The following is a 17,982-nucleotide window of genomic DNA, read 5'->3' on the forward strand; positions in this document are numbered from 1 at the left end:
TCATAGTCGCGAATACCCCGAGGGAAAAGCCCTAGCGGTCGCGCGATCGCCAACCGCCCCGCCGCTTGGGGGTTTTGGCAGATTGCAACCCCTCGGCCAACACCTGTGTCATCGGGTGATCGGCGTCCTGTTGGGAATAGGCGGCATGCAGATCGATCAGCGCCTGAGATTGGTCCCGTTCAGCGGGCAGGCTCAGCGCCCAGTCCAGAAAAATGCTGCGGCATTCAGGCAATGTGATGCCTTCGATCCGATACGCCTCGCGGATCAACCCCTTGTGATCATTTGGATCTTTACTCTGCGCCATCATCTTCGTCCCTGATCACGCCGCCAATAATCTCAGCGGCCGTGCTGTAGTTGTCTTGCAGCGCGCTTTGCAGCTGTTCAACCTGTTCAAATCCAGTCGCGCGGCACAGGAAGGCAGAACCGCCCTCGCCGACCTTGTCAGCTTCGATGACCTTGCCGGACAACAAGCGCGCCGCGCATTGTACGGACCAGCATAGGTCGTAGCAGTCCTTCAGCGTTTGCGCCTGAGCGACGTCCAACAAACCAACAGCGACGGCGCCGTCCAAACCGGAATGCACATCGCGCTGTACGACGCCCGACAACAATGTTCCGGTTTCGGCCATCAGCTCGATATCCATCATCCGGCCGGGACCGTTTTTGGCGTCCCAGATCCCTGCTGGTGATTTGGCAGCGGCCAAGCGGGCGCGCATCTCGGCCACTTCGCGCAGGGCCTTCTGCTGGTCACGCGGTTGCGACAGCAAGCCTGTGCGGAACGCCTCGATGTCTTCAGCCAGACCTTCGTCTCCGGCGATCACGCGGGCCCGCGTCAGGGCGAGATGCTCCCAGACCCAGGCCTCGTTCTGCTGATAGTTGGTAAAGCTGGCCCAACTTGTCGCCACCGGCCCCTGATTGCCTGACGGACGCAGGCGCATATCGACCTCATACAGCCGCCCTTGCGACATCGGCGCTGATAGGGCCGTGATCAGCGCTTGCGTAAACCGTGCGTAATAAGTGCGAGTGGCCAATGGGCGTGGCCCCTCGGACATATCCTGATCCAGCGGGTCATAGATCACGATCATATCCAGATCGGATTGCGAGTTGATCCGCCCAGCCCCAAGGGACCCCATGCCCAGCACGGTTGCACCGCGCCCCGGGGCCGGACCGTGTTTACGGGCAAACTGTTCCGACACACGCGGTAGGATCGCAGCGATCACAGCGCTGGCAAGCTGAGCGTATTGCTGCCCCGCCTGTTCACCATCGATCAGCCCGCGCAGGTGATGAACACCAACGCGGAAGTGCCATTCTTTGCACCAGCGGCGGGCCAGATCGAGCTGGCTTTCGTAATCCGCTTCCTCCGAGAGGGCCTGATCCAGATCCGCCTGCAGCGTGGCCTGCCCCGGCCAGTCGCTAAAGAAACTCCCGCCGATCACCGCATCAAACACCGATGCATTGCGCGACAGATGCGCCGCAAGCGCGTAGGATGTCCCGACAATATCAATCAGCAGGTCGATCAGGTGGGGGTTGGCCTCAAACAGTGAAAACAGCTGAACGCCGGCGGGCAAGCCTGACAGAAAACCATCCAGCGCCCGCAGCGCCTCGTCCGGTTGCGCCGTTTTTGCCAAACGCGATAGCAGCTCGGGCTTGAGACGTTCGAAAATCCGCGCGCCGCGTTGCGATCGCAGTGCGGGATATGTCGTCCAGCGGGCCAGAACGTTCTGGTCAAAATCCACCTCGCCAACTGGCGCGCGCGTCGAGGAACCGGGCGCAAAAAAGCCTTCAGTCAGGTCGTGCACTTCGGTCAGCCTGTGGGTCAGGTCACGGGTCAGTTCGTCGACGTCTACTCCCATCATGCAAGCGACGCGTTCTATCCCGTCCGGCGATTGCGGCACCTTGTGGGTCTGAGCGTCATGGATCATCTGGATACGGTGTTCGACCTCACGATGGGCGCGATAATGATCAGTCAGCTTATCTGCCACATCCTGCGGGACCCAGCCTTTTTCGGCAAGCGCCGCCAATCCGGGCACCGTGCCGCGCACGCGCAAGTCAGGGTCTCGACCCCCAGCGATCAACTGGCGGGTCTGGGTAAAGAACTCGATTTCGCGAATGCCGCCCTGCCCCAGTTTCATGTCATGACCCGGAATGGTCAGAGCACCGCCAGTTCCCTTATTTTCACGTATGCGCAGCCGCATGTCATGGGCGTCCTGAATGGCAGCAAAATCCAGGTGACGCCGCCAGACAAAGGGGCGCAGCGTATCCAGAAACCGTTGTCCTGCCACAATATCGCCAGCGCATGGGCGTGCTTTTATATAGGCCGCGCGCTCCCACGTGCGGCCCAGGCTTTCATAGTACCGCTCGGCTGCCTCAGCCGCCATACAGACCGGCGTCACAGCCGGATCCGGGCGCAGGCGCAGATCAGTGCGGAATACATACCCATCCGCCGTCTTATCGCTGAGCGTGGCGCAGAAATTGCGTGTCGCCCGCACCATGCCTTGCCGCGCTTCGTAGAAGTCATCGGGATCAAACCGCGTCTCATCGAACAGGACGATCAGGTCAATGTCCGAGCTGTAATTCAACTCGTACGCGCCCATCTTGCCCATCGCCAGGATAATCATCCCGGCGGCGGTTTCGACATCGTCCGGCCCCATGCCCGGAAGTTTGCCGCGCCGGATCAGGTTGGCGATCTCGGCCTTGGCCGCCACATCCGCCGCCAACGCGCCAAAATCGGTTAGCGCCGCGGTCACCTTTTCCAACGGCCACGCGCCCGCCAGATCAGCCAGAGCGGTCAGCAACGCCATCCGTCGCTTGGCCGGCCGCAGCCCCGGTTTCAACTGATCCGGCGGTAGCATTCGCGCAGCCTGCAAAACGTCGGCCAGCGCGTCATCGGGGTGTTGCAGCGCTGAGGCCAACCAATCGTTTTCGTGATCGATCAAGTTTTTCAGATAGGGGCTGGACCCTGCTGCCCCAGCGATCAACTCGCCCTGTTCGGATGTAATGCCGCTGACCGCCGCGCGCGCATCATCGCCAAGCGACTGGTCGAATGCACGTGGCAGGCGCTGAATGGAAAGAGGCCCGGTCATTTCCCCTCCAGGGGCGTATCCTGACTGAAACTGTTGACCCAGACGTCATGCCGCCGCTCCCAAAGCGACGAGATTAGCATCGCCCTCCAACCCTCGGCCTTGGGTCGCTGATAGTCGGCCCGGTACGACAGCAGAACGATATCCGAGGTCAAAACCCGCAACCGGGTGTCGCTTAGCTCATAGCGCGCCATCGTCGGAGCGTCGGCAAACTGTCCCACGTGATCATCCCGGTTCGCAAACCCCGTCGGATAAACCCCAAGAAAATCTGGGCTCAGCAAGGCCCGGTCTGCAGCCGCATTGCCTTCCATCAGGGCGGTCCAAACCTGCTTTTCCAGGTTTAGAATTTCATCCAGCGTCGGAGGTGTCGTATTTTCAACATGTTGCATAGGCGGAAAGTGCGCCCGTTCCGCAGCAAGGTCAACCGTCGCAAAATCCAAAATGTAAATCATTTTTACATCGACCCCTTGCAACCCCCGCTTCAGTCCCCATCTAGACAATGTGAACGCAATTTACATCAAACCCGGAGAACCCAAATGACCGCATTGTCCGACCACGCCGTCCCACAAAATCCGGGGTGGCTCTCTCGTGCCGAAGCCTGGATGGATGACAAGGGCAAAGGGGCCTGGATCGCCGCCATGGTCCTTGGTTTCATCTTTTTCTGGCCCGTTGGCCTGGCGCTTCTTGCCTATATGATCTGGAGCAAACGCATGTTTAGCAAATCCTGCAGCAGTCGCAAATCCTGGCACAGCCACATGAGTGCGATGAAGCCATCCGGCAATAGCGCGTTTGACGCCTACAAGTCCGACACCCTGGCCCGGCTCGAGCGCGAACAACAGGAATTCGAATCCTTCCTGCGCCGCCTGCGCGACGCCAAAGACAAGGCCGAGTTTGACCAGTTCATGGACGAACGCGCCCGTGAAAACAACGATGAGGCTGAAAACGGCGAACGCGCCTAAGCCGACCTTGCCCTGTCCCGCCATTCGGGACAGGGTGTCCTAAATTCTCAGCCGGAAATCAAAATATGACCCACCTGCCCGACCCAGACCGACAGCCGGAGTTTTACCAGTCTGTCGCGACCAAGCGTTTTATCGCCTGGCTTTTCGACATCGCCTTTATCTCGCTGTTGTGTACGGTGGCCATCCTGCTGACCTTTGGTCTGGGCTTTTTCGTCCTGGCCTTGATCTACGCCGTCGTCAGTTTCGTCTACCGAGTGATTACCATCGCCAATGGCTCGGCCACACTGGGCATGCGCTTTATGGGGATCGAACTGCGCGATTCATTCGGGTCCCGGATGGATTTGGGCAAAGCGGTGGCCCACACAGCCGGTTATTTTGTCAGTATGGCGTTTCCGGTCATTCAGATCATCTCGGTCATCATGATGCTGACCAGCGCACGCGGCCAGGGACTTACCGATGCGTTCCTTGGAACTGTCATGATCAACCAGCGCGCGTAAAAAATTCAACGACGTGAATCACTTGGCGGTTTTAGGATCGGTTGTTATCATCCGGTCCAAGGAAACACGGAACGTTCATGCGACACACGCTGCCAATCGCGCCACAATTCTATGTGACGGCCCCACAGCCTTGCCCTTACCTTGAGGGCAGGATGGAGCGTAAATTGTTCACTGCCCTTCAGGGGGAAGGTGCGGATCAGCTGAATAACTCATTGTCCCAACAAGGGTTTCGCCGATCGCAAAATGTGTTGTACCGCCCGTCCTGCTCCGATTGTGCAGCCTGTTTGTCGGCCCGGATCGACGTGACGGCCTTCCGCCCAAGCAAAAGTCAGAAACGCGCGGCCAAACGCAACGCGTACCTGCAACGCAGGGCAAATTCTCCCTGGGCCACGGATGAGCAATACGAACTCTTCCGCCGCTACCTGGATACCCGCCACGCGGATGGTGGAATGGCCGATATGGACGTTTTCGAGTTCGCCGCGATGATCGAAGAAACCCCGATCCGCAGCCGGGTCGTGGAATATGCCGACCCAAGTACCGGAGATCTGATCGGCGTTAGCCTGACGGATGTCCTGGATGACGGCCTCAGCATGGTCTACTCGTTCTACACCCCCCAGCAACCGCAAAACTCGCTGGGCACGTATATGATCCTCGATCACATCGACATCGCGCGCGAAGCCGGGTTGCCATATGTCTACCTCGGATACTGGGTGCCGGGCAGCCCCAAGATGGGTTACAAAGCGCGCTTCTCAGGGCTTGAGGCCTATTACCAGGGCGAATGGATCAGCGTAAACAACCCATCTGAACTGACGGATTCCAGCCGCCACCCTTTGTCCACCGCGCCAATCGCGGAACAGGTTGCCAGCATCCAACTGCCCGACCGCCACCCTACCAAAGGCTGATATCCCATGCCCCAAAGTCTTTTCGCCGTCACCCTCGTGGTGCCGGACTACGATGACGCGATCGCCTTCTATACCCAAACACTCAGTTTCACCCTGCAGCAGGATATTGATCTCGGCGGTGGCAAACGCTGGGTCCGGGTTGCCCCGCCGGGTTCGGGCGACGCATCCCTGCTGCTGGCCAAGGCAGATAGCCCAAGCCAGACCGCTGCCGTTGGAAACCAAACCGGCGGGCGCGTCGGCTTTTTCCTTCAAACCGATGATTTCCAACGTGACCACAACGCAATGATCACTGCAGGCGTCCATTTCGAGGAAGACCCACGCAATGAGCCCTATGGCATCGTCGCCGTCTGGCGCGACCCGTTCGGCAATCGCTGGGATCTGATCCAGTTCACCTGATCTGCACTTCATCTGGCAAAAAATATCCCGGGGTTGAATTGGTCGCATACCAAGAAGGGGCAGCGCCCCTTCCCCCAAACACCAAAGCAAAGGGGGCCCAAAGGCCCCCTTTTCAATTTGGTTATGAACGTCGCATCAATTCGGGATCAGATCCGGAACAATGGTCACGATCGACGGGAAGAACCACAGGATCGCAATCCCGACCACCTGAATGATCACGAACGGAATGATCCCACGATAGATGTGGCCTGTCGTGACTTCTTTGGGCGCGACCCCTCGTAAGTAGAATAGCGCAAACCCAAACGGCGGCGTCAGGAACGACGTCTGAAGGTTCACCGCCACCATGATCGTCACCCATTTCGGATCGAACGAGCCACCATAAATCACCGGTCCCACGATGGGGATCACGATGTAGATGATCTCAAGGAAATCCAGCACGAAGCCCAGAATGAACAGCACCAGCATCACGATCAGGAAGACCGTGAACTCGTTGTCAAAGCTGCGCAGGAACTGCTGAATATAGTGCTCACCCCCGAACGAGATCACCACCAGGTTCAGCAGTTGCGATCCGATCAGGATGGTGAACACCATCGAGGTCACCTTGGCCGTTTCGCGCACCACCGGCGTCAGAACCCCACTGGTGAACAGAACCCAGCACCCAAACAGCAGACCGAAAAGGGCATACAGATAGGCACCGTAAGCAATTATGAAGGCGACCCAGGTCTCAAAGTTCACATTGCTCTGATTGATGCGCAGATCAAAGTTCACGCCCATCAGCAGCGCAATGATCACGGCAAAAGTGGCCCAGATGATCACCTTGCCGGAACGCTCCTGATCCTGCAGCTTTCGATAGGCTGCCAGCATGATCGCTCCGCCCGCCCCAAGTGCTGCCGCTGGTGTTGGGTTGGTCACACCGCCCAGAATTGATCCTAGCACCGCGATAATCAGAACCAATGGCGGGAAGACCACCCGGATCAAATCATTCGTGGCACACCGGGCTGCCGCCTCCTTGCAGCCGTACATTGCCAAGGCAAAGGGCAAAGCCAGAAGGACGAAGGTCAATCCCGAAGACGTTGTTGGTGCAATCAACAGAACATCAACCAGTAACATCAACAGCAGACCGATAGCGCCCAAAATCAACGGCTGCGTCGGTTTGGACGGCGCAATGCCGCGGCCCATGACCAGTGTCAGACCCAGCAGAACCACAATCACCGCAACACCAGTACCAATCGGCGCCGCAGCGGCGATCTTGGCCTCGCGCGCCTCGACCAGGGCCTCTTCGCTCAGTCGTTCGGCGTTGGCGACACCACCTGCGGCGTCAATCGTTTCCTGCTCGGATACGGCCTGATCCCAGGCGGATTGTCCGTGCAGCTCGATCATCGACACCTTGCACTGCTCGGAAACATTGGTGCGCAGCGACGCGCCCGCACCGATGTCTGAAAACGCCGAGACGTTGATGTTCTGGCTGCCAATGACCCCCGAGCTGCCCAGCAGGACTGCGCCAACAATCAGGGCGACAGGTGCTCCAAGCAACCAAGTCAGGCCTTCACTGCGCGTGATCGGCTCACCACTTCCGCCGGACATTGGAACTGCCGGTGCTTTCTCAGGGTTCAACAGTGCATAGCCAAAGGCATATAGCGCATAGAGCAACGCTAACATGATCCCCGGCAACAAGGCGGCCTGGAACAGCGTTCCGACCGAAACCACAGCCGGTTCCCCCAGATAGGTCAGCGCATCGGTACAGCCTGCGTCCTGAGCGCGCGTTTCCTGCGCGGTTGAATAGAGATCACCCGCCAAGGTGCCCAACAGAACGATCACGATGGACGGCGGAATGATCTGCCCCAACGTGCCCGATGCCGCAATCACACCCGTCGCCAGTTCAGGCGAGTAGTTGTTGCGCAACATGGTCGGCAGCGCCAGCAGGCCCATGGTTACCACGGTCGCACCAACAATACCGGTCGAGGCCGCCAGGAATGCACCCACGACCACGATCGACACGGCCAGACCACCCGGCAGCGGTCCGAAGACGCGCGCCATTGTTGTCAGCAGATCGTTCGCGATCTTTGAGCGTTCCAGCGTGATGCCCATCAGAACGAACATCAGAACGGCCAGCAGGGTCTCAATAGACTGCCCCGCCAGAACGCGTTCGTTCATGCGGTTCACGATGAACGAGACATTGCGGTCCAGCGCGGTTTCCCAGCCTTGCACAAAGACCGGCTCGGCGATCCTTGGTAAATCCGGGAAGCGGAACACCGACACCGTGTCCGGTTTGACGCCCGAATTCACAAGGTCTCGGTATGCTTGGGAACTGGTATCAATTGCCTGGTGTATTAACAGACCGGCACTGTCCAGCGCGGCGATGATCCCGAATGAGATGATACCGGCCCCACCGATGGCAAAAGCCACCGGGAACCCGGAAAGGATGCCCCCGAAGAGGCAGAAGAATACGATAATGAGGCCTATCTCGACGCCATCAAGTCCGAATAACATAGTCTGGGTCTCCGTCCCTAATGTGCGCCTTCGTAGGCTTCTTCACCCTCGCCAAGGCTGTCCTTGTCGAGATATTTTCCAACGCTGTCCGGCCCTTCCACGTATTCCAGATACGAGCGGTACAGGAATGCGATCGCGTGCAAGAACACCATGGCCGCAAAAGCCACCAGCAGTATCTTGAACAAGAAGTATCCGTTGAACCCATTTGGGCTGAAACCGATGGTTTCAATGTTCCAGCGCAGCGCGCGGGATTTCATCACCAAACGATCCAGCGTGTCACTGGCCGACGGTTTCGGCACGATCAGGTGCCGCCACATGAAGTACCAGCCATACATCCAGGTCAGCACCGCCATTGGCATCATGAAGAAAACCGCACCCAACATGTCGACCACGCGTTTGGCGCGGTGACTGATACCTGCATAGATAAGGTCAACACGTACGTGACCGCCTTGCACGAATGTATATGTGCAGCACAGGCAGACGACCATCGCGTTATAGAGTTTCAGCTCTTCTGCGAACCAGCTGATATCCATCTGAAACGGAATACCCAGTCCAAACGACATATCCGGGCGGGTAAACACGCGTTGCATGAACACGATGACGATCTGCTGAATGACCATCAACAGACCGGCCCAGGCAAAGAAACGCCCGGTGGTGTTGGCGAACCCTTCCAGGCCTCGCACCATGCCCCACATGAAATTCCGGTAGTACAGCCCGATGACCGTCAGAACCAGAAAGAGTGTGAAAACCACAAAGAAGAACTCGACTGATCCACCGTAGTAGACAAAGCGCATGATCGCTTCTTTGTCCGACCAGTTCAGCCAGAGTTGCGGATGCGTGATGGCGTATCCGAAATTATAGAAGGCTTCGGCAATGTTTTGAACGAACCACACAAGTCCGTTCCACAGGGCGCCGAAGAACGAGATACCGTTTTCGTCCTGCATGTTGTCCCCAGGTCGTATCAGTTGCACTGCTGATTATAGCGGTTTGATGGGTCCGCGCATACGCAACAGAGAAAGGTTTCCCCGCGAAGGCGGGAAAACCAATTGATCGTTTGGAAAACGTTTAGCCGCGGACGCGGTTACGCTGTGTTGTGTAAACACCCGACGACAGGTCCTGCCAGCCGGCCGACGATGCCGACGACGCCATGTGGCTGTCGTGGATTTTCTTGAACAGCTCGTCGCCCATGTTTTCGTCCAGCACTTCTTGGCTGGCTTGACCGAACGCATCCCAAACGCTGTCGGGGAATTCCATGACCTTGACGCCACCTGATTGCAGACGCTGCAAGGCCGCACCGTTATTGGCCAGGAATTGTGCCAGGTTCCACTGGTGGCATTCAGCCGCCGCGATCTCAATGATCTTCTGCTGCGCAGGTGTCAGGCTTTCGAAGACGTCGCGGTTGGTTGCCAGCGACAGGCCTGCATTGGGCTCGTGGAAACCGGCGGTGTAGTAAACTTTGGTGATTTCCTGGAAACCGGCTTTTTCGTCAGCCCACGGACCAATCCACTCGGTTCCATCGATCGCGCCGGACGACAGCGCCTGATACACTTCCGAGCCCGGAATGTTCTGCACGGACGCGCCCAGTTTACCCAGAGCTTGGCCACCCAGACCGGGCATACGGAATTTCAGACCTTGGAAGTCTTCTGGACCGTTGATCTCTTTCGAGTACCAGCCACCCGCCTGCGCGCCGGTGTTACCTGCCAGGAACGACTTCAGACCAAAGATCTGGCCCAGCTCGTCATGCAGCTCCATGCCGCCATCCTGGTAATACCAGTTTACCATTTCCTGAGCGGTCATGCCGAACGGAACAGCGGTAAAGAAGGCATAGCCCGGGTGCTGACCAACAAAGTAATAGTCCGCTGCGTGATACATGTCGGCCTGCCCCGACGATACCGCGTCAAAGACTTCGAATGCGCCAACCAGTTCACCGGCAGCTTTGATGTCAACGGTCAGGTTACCGTCCGACATTGCGGTGATGCTGTCGGCGCAGCGCTGTGCGCTGTCGAAAACACCCGCCAGGCCGCGACCCCACGAGGTTACCATGGTCAGCGTGCGCTTGCCCTGCGCATATGCCGGTGCCGCCAGCGTGGTGGCTGCAGCTGCCGAGCCGCCCAGAGCAGATGTTTTTAGAAATGAACGACGATCCATATGAGTGTTCCTCCCCTACATATTCAAAACCCGGGCAATTGCCGGGCGTAGTCGTTTTCAGTGCGCGTCAGCCTAATGACCAAGATGTGAATGTGAATACCTAGTACTACGTAGGGGATCGCGTTTTTGGTGTTTTCCCGGGTGCAAACCGTGACAAATGCAAAATAATTCTTCGCGCCGGCCCTCTCATATGCGCCAATTCACCAAAAATTTTGCAATTTGCCGCCTGCTTGCGTATCGATTCGCCTATGAGGGGATTCCGTAATCTGATTTCACTGACCTACGGCCAGAAATTGTCGCTTGTGGCGGCGATCCCTCTGGTCGTCGCAGTGGCCGCGATTGCGTTCTTCGTGGTTCATGAATCCCGGGCAACCGCCGAACGTGAAATTGAAGCGCTTGAGCGGCGACTGATTGAAGCCAAGAAAGAAGAACTTAAGAACTATGTCACGCAGGCTCGAAACGGGTTTGCCTATATCTACGGACGGGCATCCACAGAGGATAAGGTTGCGCAGAACCTTGTGACGCAAATCCTGTCAGCGATGATCTACGGCAAGGACGGGTTCTTTTTTGTCTATGACTATGACGGCAACAATCTCGTCAGCCCGCGCCAGACCGAATTCATCAACCGGAACTGGGAGGGGCTGACCGATAGCGACGGCACTCCTGTTGTGGACGAATTCATCAGCCTAGCCCGTCAAGGTGCGGGCTGGCACAGTTTCATGTGGCAAAAACCTTCGACAGGCGAAGAGGCGCAAATGATCGCCTATGTGGTCGGCCTGCAGGACTGGCGGTGGGCTGTCGGCACAGGAGTTTTCATCGACGACATCGTCGCGACAGTCGCCAACGCGCGGGCCGAGGTCGAGGCCCGAGTGCAACGGACTTTCTCGTATATCGGCGCAATTGTTCTTGCCGCGGTGTTGGTTGTCTTCACCTCGGGCATGTTGCTGAACGTCCGCGAGCGCCGCCTGGCAGATGCCAAACTTAAAGAACTGACGCAGCGGGTTTTTGATGCGCAAGAGGAAGAGCGTGGGCGCGTGGCGCGCGAATTGCATGACGGTATCAGCCAGATCCTCGTCGGTGTCCGCTATGCGCTGGACAATGCCCGCCGTCGCCTGTCTCGCGGTGACGATGCCGGGGCACAGGCACCTCTGGAAAAGGGCATCGACACACTGGGCGCAGCTATTACAGAAGTCCGCCGCATCAGCCGCGACCTGCGGCCCGGCGTGCTGGACGATCTGGGCCTTGGCCCTGCCCTCAAGGCGCTGACCGACGATTTCTGCGAACGCACCGGGATCGAAACCGAATTCTCGACCGTGGTGTTCCGCAACCGGCTAGACCAGGACAGCAAGATCGCTCTGTATCGCATCGCCCAAGAAGCGCTGACCAATATCGAGCGTCATTCCGGGGCGACACGTGTTACAATCGACCTGCGCGGCCACAAGAAAGGCGCGACAATGCGGATCACCGACAATGGCCGTGGGTTACGCACCACACCTGATCCCGCCAACCCCGGTATCGGCCTGCGCAACATGCAGGAACGCATCGAACAGCTTGACGGATCGCTGCGCATTCTGTCATCACGCGCCCCACGCAGCGGCACAGTGATCGAGGTCAGCCTGCCTCTGAGCCACATGCTGCCGCCGCAAGAGGACGCAACGCCTAACCGAAAGGCTGGTACATGAGCGATCAGAAAATCCGGGTTCTTATCGTTGACGACCACCCCATGGTCGCCGAAGGGATTCAGTCGATCCTTGAAAGCTATGATGAGATCGAGGTGGTCGGGACCTTGGGCAGCGGACAAGAGGCTGTGGATCAAGCGACCGATCTTGCGCCCGACGTGATCCTGATGGACCTGAACATGCCCGGTTTAGGCGGCCTTAGCGCGACCGAGATCATTCTGGAACGCCTGCCCCGAACACGCATCCTGATCCTGTCCATGCATGACAGCCCCGAATACATCTCGACCGCGCTGAGCCACGGCGCCAGCGGATACGTGCTCAAGGACGTGCCGACGGACGAGATCAAACAGGCTATCGACGCAGTGATGCGTGGTGAGCAGTACTTGTGCACCGGAGCCAGTGGATCGCTTCAGCCCAAAGGCGATGGCGCCCGCGAGGCATTGACCGGGCGCGAACAGACAATTCTGCTGGAATTGGCGCAGGGCAAATCCAACAAGGAAGTCGCGGCAACATTGGATATCTCGGTTCGAACCGTTGAAACGCACCGCAAGAACATCCGGCGCAAACTTGGGATTTCATCCACCGCTGGCCTGACCCGCTATGCGCTTGAACATGGCGTACTACAAGGCACAAGCCCTGGCTTCTGACCCTGCAGCGCGGAATGCGCTGCCTGGCCCAACCGGAGGACGTGCGCCGAAGGCGCATCGACGACGGGCGGGAGCTTTTTAACTCAAGACTTTGCTCGCAAACCTTCGCCAAAAAACACCAGTGTTCCGTCCTCATCCAGGACGTGAAACTCGCGTTGTTGATACGGCTGATCAAACGGCGGACGCACGCGCCCCTCTGGTAAATCAGCCAACCCTGCCTTGAGGGTTTCATACAGATCATCAATCCCGGCCACATCGATGTAAAAGGACTGATCATCCCCCAAGGCACGCCCATCATCGCGCGGCGGGCATTCAAGCAAGCGAATGGCGACCTTGCCACGCGACAGGAAGGCATAATTGTCCTGCCTGAAACCGCAAGTAAATCCCAATCGATCGCAATAAAAATCAATCTGCTTTTGCAGTGACGAACACAGAACAAATGGCGTGAGCTGTAGCAATTCCGGCATGTGCCCCTCCGACAGTAGCCCCTGCTCTCGATTGTAACCCGCGACCGGTCAATCCAACAACTGATCCTTGCGCAATCCAGCACGCTGGTGATGATGCGGCAGAACCCGCCCATACAGCTGTTGGGTACGCTCAACCCCGCCACACATGCCTTCGGCTTCGACAAAGGAAAAGATGCCGACATATCGGCTGCGCGTTCCTTGTACCGGGGCGACCCGGTGCAATGCGTATCTGCCCTTGAATATCTGCAGATCCCCGGGCTGCAGCTCCAACGTCCTGACCAGTGCCCGGTTTCCATCCAGCACCGAAGCCACGGACGAGAAATTCTCGTATTCGGTGCTGCGCAAGTTCGGCACGTATTCAAAGGCCCCACCCACCTCGCCATTCTGGATGGCCAGTGTCACGGTGTAGTTGTTGGTATCAAAATGCCAGGGAAAGCCCTGCCCTTCTTCGACTACGTTGACGATTACATCCGCCAGAGGGTCGTCATAGCGAAAGAACCGATCCTCCGGCTCATCCAGCCCATCGCGTATGAACGGCAAAAAGCCCTCGAACTCATAGATTCGGCGCAGAGGACCCGATTTGGGAAAGTTGTCTGCCGGAACGAAGGCGTTCGACCGGTCATAGAATCTGCGTATTGGGTGATTCAGGTCCAACCGGGGATCGTCCTTTGAGAAATAAGCGTTGGTGCGGTTGAAAGAGCGGTGCGCCCGGTCGGCCACGGCATCCGCCTCTGTCAATAGCTGCGCCAAACCTTCGGGGTGGATAAAACCGGGTAAAACGGCGCAGCCGTCCTGATCCAACTCGCGGCGCAGATCACCGATCAGTCGTTCATATGCGCGCGAGTCCGGGCAATCGATCGGATACCGCCCCAGATCAACGAGATCATGGATCATCCTCCGCCTCCCTTCCTTGTTCGGTCACTCTCAGCGTGCCGCAGTCAAAACTACTCATCATGCTTGTTTCGGACATAGCGATGCCGCTTTTTGACTACCCTCAAGGCAGAAATTTGGAGGTGAAAGGGGGTATTTTTCCTGAATATTCCCTGCATGCGTCAATCTGCGCAATAAAATGTCGCAAAATTCACCCTCAGAGTTAGAAAATTGGTGCAAAAGCCTGTTGACGCCCCTTGCCCCGGCTCATAATGTCCCTGCACGCAAAGAAGGAGCCTCTGGCGATGAGAACGCTAGTCGTAATCGTAGGAACCACGCGCATGGGCCGGTAACGGTAAACCATAATCGAACCCATGCGCCTCCGAAAATCTCGGGGGCTTTTTTTTGTCAAACGCAAGACACATGTCGCGAACGGAGCAAAGCAGATGACACGTGAGATGACCGGCGCAAAGATGGTAGTTCAGGCCCTTAAGGATCAGGGCGTGGACACGGTATTCGGATACCCCGGCGGTGCTGTGCTACCGATCTATGATGAGATTTTTCTGCAAAACGATATTCGTCACATTCTGGTGCGGCATGAACAAGGCGCGGTTCACGCAGCCGAAGGCTATGCCCGTTCGACCGGCAAGCCCGGCGTTGCCCTTGTGACCTCTGGCCCCGGCGCGACAAATGCCGTGACCGGCCTGACGGATGCGCTGCTGGATTCGATCCCGATTGTGGTTCTGACCGGACAGGTTCCGACGTTTATGATTGGCTCGGACGCGTTCCAAGAGGCCGATACCGTTGGCATCACCCGCCCCTGCACCAAGCATAACTGGCTGGTCAAGGATACGGACTCGCTGTCCGACACGATGCACGAGGCATTCCATGTCGCCACCTCGGGTCGCCCCGGCCCGGTGCTTGTCGACATTCCCAAGGACGTTCAGTTCGCCTCGGGCGAGTATAGCGCGCCGAAGCCTTCGACCTCGCATTATCAGCCGGTTCTGAAAGGCGATCTGGAAGAGATCACCGAACTGGTGGCCGCAATTGAGACCGCCAAGAAACCCGTCTTTTACACCGGCGGCGGCGTTATTAATTCCGGCACGGCGGCCAGCCAGTTGCTGCGCGAACTGGTCGATGCGACCGGCTTCCCGATCACCTCGACCCTGATGGGTCTGGGCGCCTACCCGGCTTCGGGCAAAAATTGGTTGGGCATGCTGGGCATGCACGGACTCTATGAGGCCAATCTGGCAATGCATGACTGCGACCTGATGATCAACATCGGTGCGCGGTTCGACGACCGGATCACCGGGCGGATCGACGCGTTCTCGCCCAACTCGAAAAAGGCGCATATCGACATCGACCCGTCCTCGATCAACAAGGTGATCCGCGTGGACATCCCGATTGTTGGCGATGTTGCACATGTGCTGGAGGATATCCTGAAGGTTTGGAAAGCGCGTGGCCGCAAGACAGATGAGGCGTCGGTTGCCAAGTGGCAGGATCAGATCACCGAATGGCGCAAAGTGAACTGTCTGGCCTACACCAACAGCGAAAAGACGATCAAACCGCAATACGCGCTTGAACGGCTGGAAGAGCTGACCAAAAAGCACGACCGTTACATCACCACCGAGGTCGGTCAGCACCAGATGTGGGCCGCGCAGTATCTGGGCTTCGAAGATCCGAACCGCTGGATGACGTCAGGCGGATTGGGCACGATGGGCTATGGCTTCCCGGCCTCCATCGGTGTGCAGATGGCGCACCCTGACGCGCTGGTCATCAACGTCGCGGGCGAAGCCTCTTGGCTGATGAACATGCAGGAAATGGGCACCGCCGCACAGTATCGCCTGCCGGTGAAACAATTCATTCTGAACAACGAACGCCTTGGCATGGTTCGTCAGTGGCAGGAACTGCTGCATGGCGAGCGGTACTCGCATTCCTGGTCCGAGGCCCTGCCCGATTTCGTCAAACTCGCCGAGGCCTTCGGGGCCAAGGGCATCCTGTGTTCCGATCCGGCCGATCTGGATGACGCCATCATGGAGATGATCAACTATGACGGTCCGGTGATCTTTGACTGTCTGGTCGAAAAGCACGAGAACTGCTTCCCCATGATCCCGTCGGGCAAGGCGCACAACGAAATGCTGTTGGGCGAGGCCGAGACACAGGGCGTGATCGACTCCAAAGGCTCGGTTCTGGTCTGACACAATTTGACAGATTTTGTCGGGTGCACCGCACCCGACCATCACAGGATTATGAAAGGGACATAAATGTCTGCCCTACATATCAAAAAAGGTGCAACGCGCCATTCCGCCTATAACCTACGCCCCACGTTTTCGGACGTGCAGGAACGCCATACGATTGCTGTCTTGGTCGAAAACGAACCGGGTGTTCTGGCCCGGGTGATCGGGTTGTTCTCGGGCCGGGGTTACAACATCGAAAGCCTGACCGTCGCCGAGGTGGATCACACTGGCCACCTGAGCCGGATTACCATCGTCACCACCGGCACCCCTCAGGTGATCGAACAGATCAAAGCCCAATTGGGCCGTATCGTTCCGGTACACGAGGTTCACGACCTGACTGTCGAAGGCCCCTCGGTCGAGCGGGAACTGGCGATCATCAAGGTTGTCGGCGCGGGCGACAAGCGGGTCGAGGCGCTGCGTCTGGCCGATATCTTTCGCGCCAGCGTCGTCGACAGCACGTTGAATTCGTTCATTTTCGAAATCACCGGTGCCCCTGACAAAATCGACGCCTTTGCCGATCTGATGCGCCCGCTGGGCCTTGTCGAGATTGCGCGCACCGGCGTGGCCGCCCTGTTGCGCGGCGACTGACTTTTTCGCCTCGCCCCCCCTTTTGACACCGGGGCGAGGCGCAGTCTCAGGACATATTCAATCAATGCAACGGTATGTTGCCTATGAACATGGCCACCCAAAAAGATCATACAAATTGATGTAAAGCCTATTGCGTTTGCCTGCCCCGACGTTAACTTTGGAGGTGTAGCGTGGTGTTGGGATGCGCCAGCTAGGGTCACCAGTACGATTGAGAATGCACGAACGGCCAAAAGGTCGGGTGCGTCGCACTTTTTGGAATGACACTCTGGAACCTGGGACAGAAATGACCATGAGTATCCGCAGTCCTGATGAATTGCGCCGGATGTTCGGTGCCAATCTGCGACAATTGTCGCGGCAATATTCGTCCGTGTCCGAACTGTGCCGCCAACTGGGCATCAACAGGACCCAATTTAACAGGTATCTGGCGGGTGAAAGCTTTCCCCGCCCCGATGTTCTGGATCGCATGTGCCGGTTTTTTGAGGTCGACGCCCGTATCCTGTTGCGGCCTTTGGAGGAAATTGAAACGCCTCCGGAACATCCAGCTGCTTCGGCCCTGACTGAATTCCTGGGGTCCGGCCCTTCTACGCTAACCGAAAACCTGCTGCCGGCCGGCTTTTATTACGCGACAGAAACAGGACTGGACGGATCTCCTGCGACCAGGCACCGGCTGATCCACACGCGCCGTTTGCCGCAATGCACGCTGGTGCGCAGCTATGAGCCCGAAAATGACGGGATACCGGCCGACACCACCAGACGTGAGGTGCAGGGTATTGCAGCTTGCGCCGGGCGCCAGATTTTTATCCTTATGTCCAGCCGTGCGGCCCAAAACAGTCGCATCTACCTTGTGACCCGCGGTGCTGAAGAAAATTCCGAGCGGTGGCGCGGCATTGCAATTTGCCTGTCCAAAACCAACGCTCAGGCGACCACAATGCGCCGGATCTCGCTGAATTACCTTGGCACTCAGGCCAAGGCTGCCCTGCCTGCGGCGCGCGCTGCCAAACGGTTCAAACAAAGCGCCGCATAGG

The 17,982-nt window shown here is 57.9% G+C and carries 17 protein-coding genes; 9 read left to right on the top strand and 8 right to left on the bottom strand.

Going from position 1 to position 17,982, the window contains the following annotated elements; translation table 11 throughout:
* Positions 1–31: 31 nt before the first annotated feature.
* From AC2FID_RS11535 to AC2FID_RS11545, 3 genes are read right to left on the bottom strand one after another with little or no spacing between them, the layout of a single operon-like run.
* Positions 32–304: a hypothetical protein gene (locus AC2FID_RS11535; RefSeq protein ID WP_108859046.1), complete on the bottom strand. Its 273-nt coding sequence runs from the start codon at positions 302–304 to the stop codon at positions 32–34.
* Positions 291–3,080: a [protein-PII] uridylyltransferase family protein gene (locus AC2FID_RS11540; RefSeq protein WP_496836916.1), complete on the bottom strand. Its 2,790-nt coding sequence runs from the start codon at positions 3,078–3,080 to the stop codon at positions 291–293. The genes AC2FID_RS11535 and AC2FID_RS11540 overlap by 14 nt, the downstream gene beginning before the upstream one ends.
* Positions 3,077–3,529 (bottom strand): DUF4440 domain-containing protein, encoded by a 453-nt coding sequence (locus AC2FID_RS11545; protein WP_496836918.1) that lies wholly within the window; start codon positions 3,527–3,529, stop codon positions 3,077–3,079. Before AC2FID_RS11545 ends, AC2FID_RS11540 begins: the two co-directional genes overlap by 4 nt.
* A gap of 84 nt (positions 3,530–3,613) precedes the next feature.
* On the opposite strand from AC2FID_RS11545, the gene AC2FID_RS11550 reads away from it, so the two are divergent.
* From AC2FID_RS11550 to AC2FID_RS11565, 4 genes are all read left to right on the top strand, one after another.
* On the top strand, positions 3,614–4,036 hold the full coding sequence (locus AC2FID_RS11550; RefSeq protein ID WP_282151432.1) for a DUF2852 domain-containing protein: 423 nt from the start codon (positions 3,614–3,616) through the stop codon (positions 4,034–4,036).
* Between the two features lie 65 nt (positions 4,037–4,101).
* Entirely contained in the window at positions 4,102–4,533 is a 432-nt protein-coding gene (locus AC2FID_RS11555; protein ID WP_058274521.1) for an RDD family protein, read from the top strand.
* 77 nt (positions 4,534–4,610) lie between these two features.
* A complete protein-coding gene (locus AC2FID_RS11560) occupies positions 4,611–5,435 on the top strand; it encodes an arginyltransferase (protein ID WP_282151434.1) in 825 nt (274 codons plus the stop codon).
* A 6-nt stretch (positions 5,436–5,441) separates the two neighbouring features.
* A complete protein-coding gene (locus AC2FID_RS11565; protein WP_109311357.1) occupies positions 5,442–5,831 on the top strand; it encodes a VOC family protein in 390 nt (129 codons plus the stop codon).
* Positions 5,832–5,966: 135 nt separating this feature from the next.
* Here AC2FID_RS11565 and AC2FID_RS11570 read toward each other — a convergent pair whose 3' ends face one another.
* The 3 genes from AC2FID_RS11570 to AC2FID_RS11580 form a co-directional block, all read right to left on the bottom strand.
* Positions 5,967–8,321, bottom strand: coding sequence for a TRAP transporter large permease subunit (locus AC2FID_RS11570; RefSeq protein ID WP_109311367.1), 2,355 nt, complete (start codon positions 8,319–8,321; stop codon positions 5,967–5,969).
* 17 nt (positions 8,322–8,338) lie between these two features.
* Positions 8,339–9,265, bottom strand: coding sequence for a TRAP transporter small permease subunit (locus AC2FID_RS11575; protein WP_496738367.1), 927 nt, complete (start codon positions 9,263–9,265; stop codon positions 8,339–8,341).
* A gap of 121 nt (positions 9,266–9,386) precedes the next feature.
* Positions 9,387–10,469, bottom strand: coding sequence for a TRAP transporter substrate-binding protein (locus AC2FID_RS11580; protein ID WP_058273960.1), 1,083 nt, complete (start codon positions 10,467–10,469; stop codon positions 9,387–9,389).
* Positions 10,470–10,717: 248 nt separating this feature from the next.
* On the opposite strand from AC2FID_RS11580, the gene AC2FID_RS11585 reads away from it, so the two are divergent.
* Together AC2FID_RS11585 and AC2FID_RS11590 are read left to right on the top strand one after the other, a co-directional pair.
* Complete coding sequence (locus tag AC2FID_RS11585; protein WP_282169385.1) at positions 10,718–12,151, top strand: cache domain-containing protein; 1,434 nt, start codon at positions 10,718–10,720, stop codon at positions 12,149–12,151.
* Positions 12,148–12,795: a response regulator transcription factor gene (locus AC2FID_RS11590; RefSeq protein WP_282120499.1), complete on the top strand. Its 648-nt coding sequence runs from the start codon at positions 12,148–12,150 to the stop codon at positions 12,793–12,795. Before AC2FID_RS11585 ends, AC2FID_RS11590 begins: the two co-directional genes overlap by 4 nt.
* 83 nt (positions 12,796–12,878) lie before the next feature.
* Here AC2FID_RS11590 and AC2FID_RS11595 read toward each other — a convergent pair whose 3' ends face one another.
* Together AC2FID_RS11595 and AC2FID_RS11600 are read right to left on the bottom strand one after the other, a co-directional pair.
* Positions 12,879–13,262, bottom strand: a complete 384-nt coding sequence (locus AC2FID_RS11595; protein WP_282120498.1) for a bleomycin resistance protein — start codon at positions 13,260–13,262, stop codon at positions 12,879–12,881.
* 48 nt (positions 13,263–13,310) lie between these two features.
* On the bottom strand, positions 13,311–14,156 hold the full coding sequence (locus tag AC2FID_RS11600) for a HalD/BesD family halogenase (protein ID WP_282120497.1): 846 nt from the start codon (positions 14,154–14,156) through the stop codon (positions 13,311–13,313).
* 422 nt (positions 14,157–14,578) lie between these two features.
* Here AC2FID_RS11600 and AC2FID_RS11605 point away from each other — a divergent pair, with 422 nt between their 5' ends.
* The 3 genes from AC2FID_RS11605 (at position 14,579) to AC2FID_RS11615 (ending at position 17,981) form a co-directional block, all read left to right on the top strand.
* Positions 14,579–16,330 carry an acetolactate synthase 3 large subunit gene (locus AC2FID_RS11605; protein ID WP_282120496.1) on the top strand — a complete coding sequence of 584 codons (1,752 nt, stop codon included), beginning with the start codon at positions 14,579–14,581 and terminating at the stop codon, positions 16,328–16,330.
* Positions 16,331–16,396: 66 nt separating this feature from the next.
* Positions 16,397–16,957, top strand: coding sequence for an acetolactate synthase small subunit (ilvN, locus tag AC2FID_RS11610; RefSeq protein ID WP_058273965.1), 561 nt, complete (start codon positions 16,397–16,399; stop codon positions 16,955–16,957).
* A gap of 289 nt (positions 16,958–17,246) precedes the next feature.
* Positions 17,247–17,981, top strand: coding sequence for a helix-turn-helix domain-containing protein (locus AC2FID_RS11615; protein WP_282169383.1), 735 nt, complete (start codon positions 17,247–17,249; stop codon positions 17,979–17,981).
* The last annotated feature ends 1 nt before the right edge of the window (position 17,982 follow it).

The sequence above is a fragment of the Ruegeria sp. CDSC068 genome (assembly GCF_059610545.1).

Bases quoted from the DNA above. Each gene is read 5' to 3' on its own strand.
- AC2FID_RS11535 (WP_108859046.1), bottom strand. From the start codon at position 304: ATGGCGCAGAGTAAAGATCCAAATGATCACAAGGGGTTGATCCGCGAG.
- AC2FID_RS11540 (WP_496836916.1), bottom strand. From the start codon at position 3,080: ATGACCGGGCCTCTTTCCATTCAGCGCCTGCCACGTGCATTCGACCAG.
- AC2FID_RS11545 (WP_496836918.1), bottom strand. From the start codon at position 3,529: ATGATTTACATTTTGGATTTTGCGACGGTTGACCTTGCTGCGGAACGG.
- AC2FID_RS11550 (WP_282151432.1), top strand. From the start codon at position 3,614: ATGACCGCATTGTCCGACCACGCCGTCCCACAAAATCCGGGGTGGCTC.
- AC2FID_RS11555 (WP_058274521.1), top strand. From the start codon at position 4,102: ATGACCCACCTGCCCGACCCAGACCGACAGCCGGAGTTTTACCAGTCT.
- AC2FID_RS11560 (WP_282151434.1), top strand. From the start codon at position 4,611: ATGCGACACACGCTGCCAATCGCGCCACAATTCTATGTGACGGCCCCA.
- AC2FID_RS11565 (WP_109311357.1), top strand. From the start codon at position 5,442: ATGCCCCAAAGTCTTTTCGCCGTCACCCTCGTGGTGCCGGACTACGAT.
- AC2FID_RS11570 (WP_109311367.1), bottom strand. From the start codon at position 8,321: ATGTTATTCGGACTTGATGGCGTCGAGATAGGCCTCATTATCGTATTC.
- AC2FID_RS11575 (WP_496738367.1), bottom strand. From the start codon at position 9,265: ATGCAGGACGAAAACGGTATCTCGTTCTTCGGCGCCCTGTGGAACGGA.
- AC2FID_RS11580 (WP_058273960.1), bottom strand. From the start codon at position 10,469: ATGGATCGTCGTTCATTTCTAAAAACATCTGCTCTGGGCGGCTCGGCA.
- AC2FID_RS11585 (WP_282169385.1), top strand. From the start codon at position 10,718: ATGAGGGGATTCCGTAATCTGATTTCACTGACCTACGGCCAGAAATTG.
- AC2FID_RS11590 (WP_282120499.1), top strand. From the start codon at position 12,148: ATGAGCGATCAGAAAATCCGGGTTCTTATCGTTGACGACCACCCCATG.
- AC2FID_RS11595 (WP_282120498.1), bottom strand. From the start codon at position 13,262: ATGCCGGAATTGCTACAGCTCACGCCATTTGTTCTGTGTTCGTCACTG.
- AC2FID_RS11600 (WP_282120497.1), bottom strand. From the start codon at position 14,156: ATGATCCATGATCTCGTTGATCTGGGGCGGTATCCGATCGATTGCCCG.
- AC2FID_RS11605 (WP_282120496.1), top strand. From the start codon at position 14,579: ATGACACGTGAGATGACCGGCGCAAAGATGGTAGTTCAGGCCCTTAAG.
- ilvN (WP_058273965.1), top strand. From the start codon at position 16,397: ATGTCTGCCCTACATATCAAAAAAGGTGCAACGCGCCATTCCGCCTAT.
- AC2FID_RS11615 (WP_282169383.1), top strand. From the start codon at position 17,247: ATGAGTATCCGCAGTCCTGATGAATTGCGCCGGATGTTCGGTGCCAAT.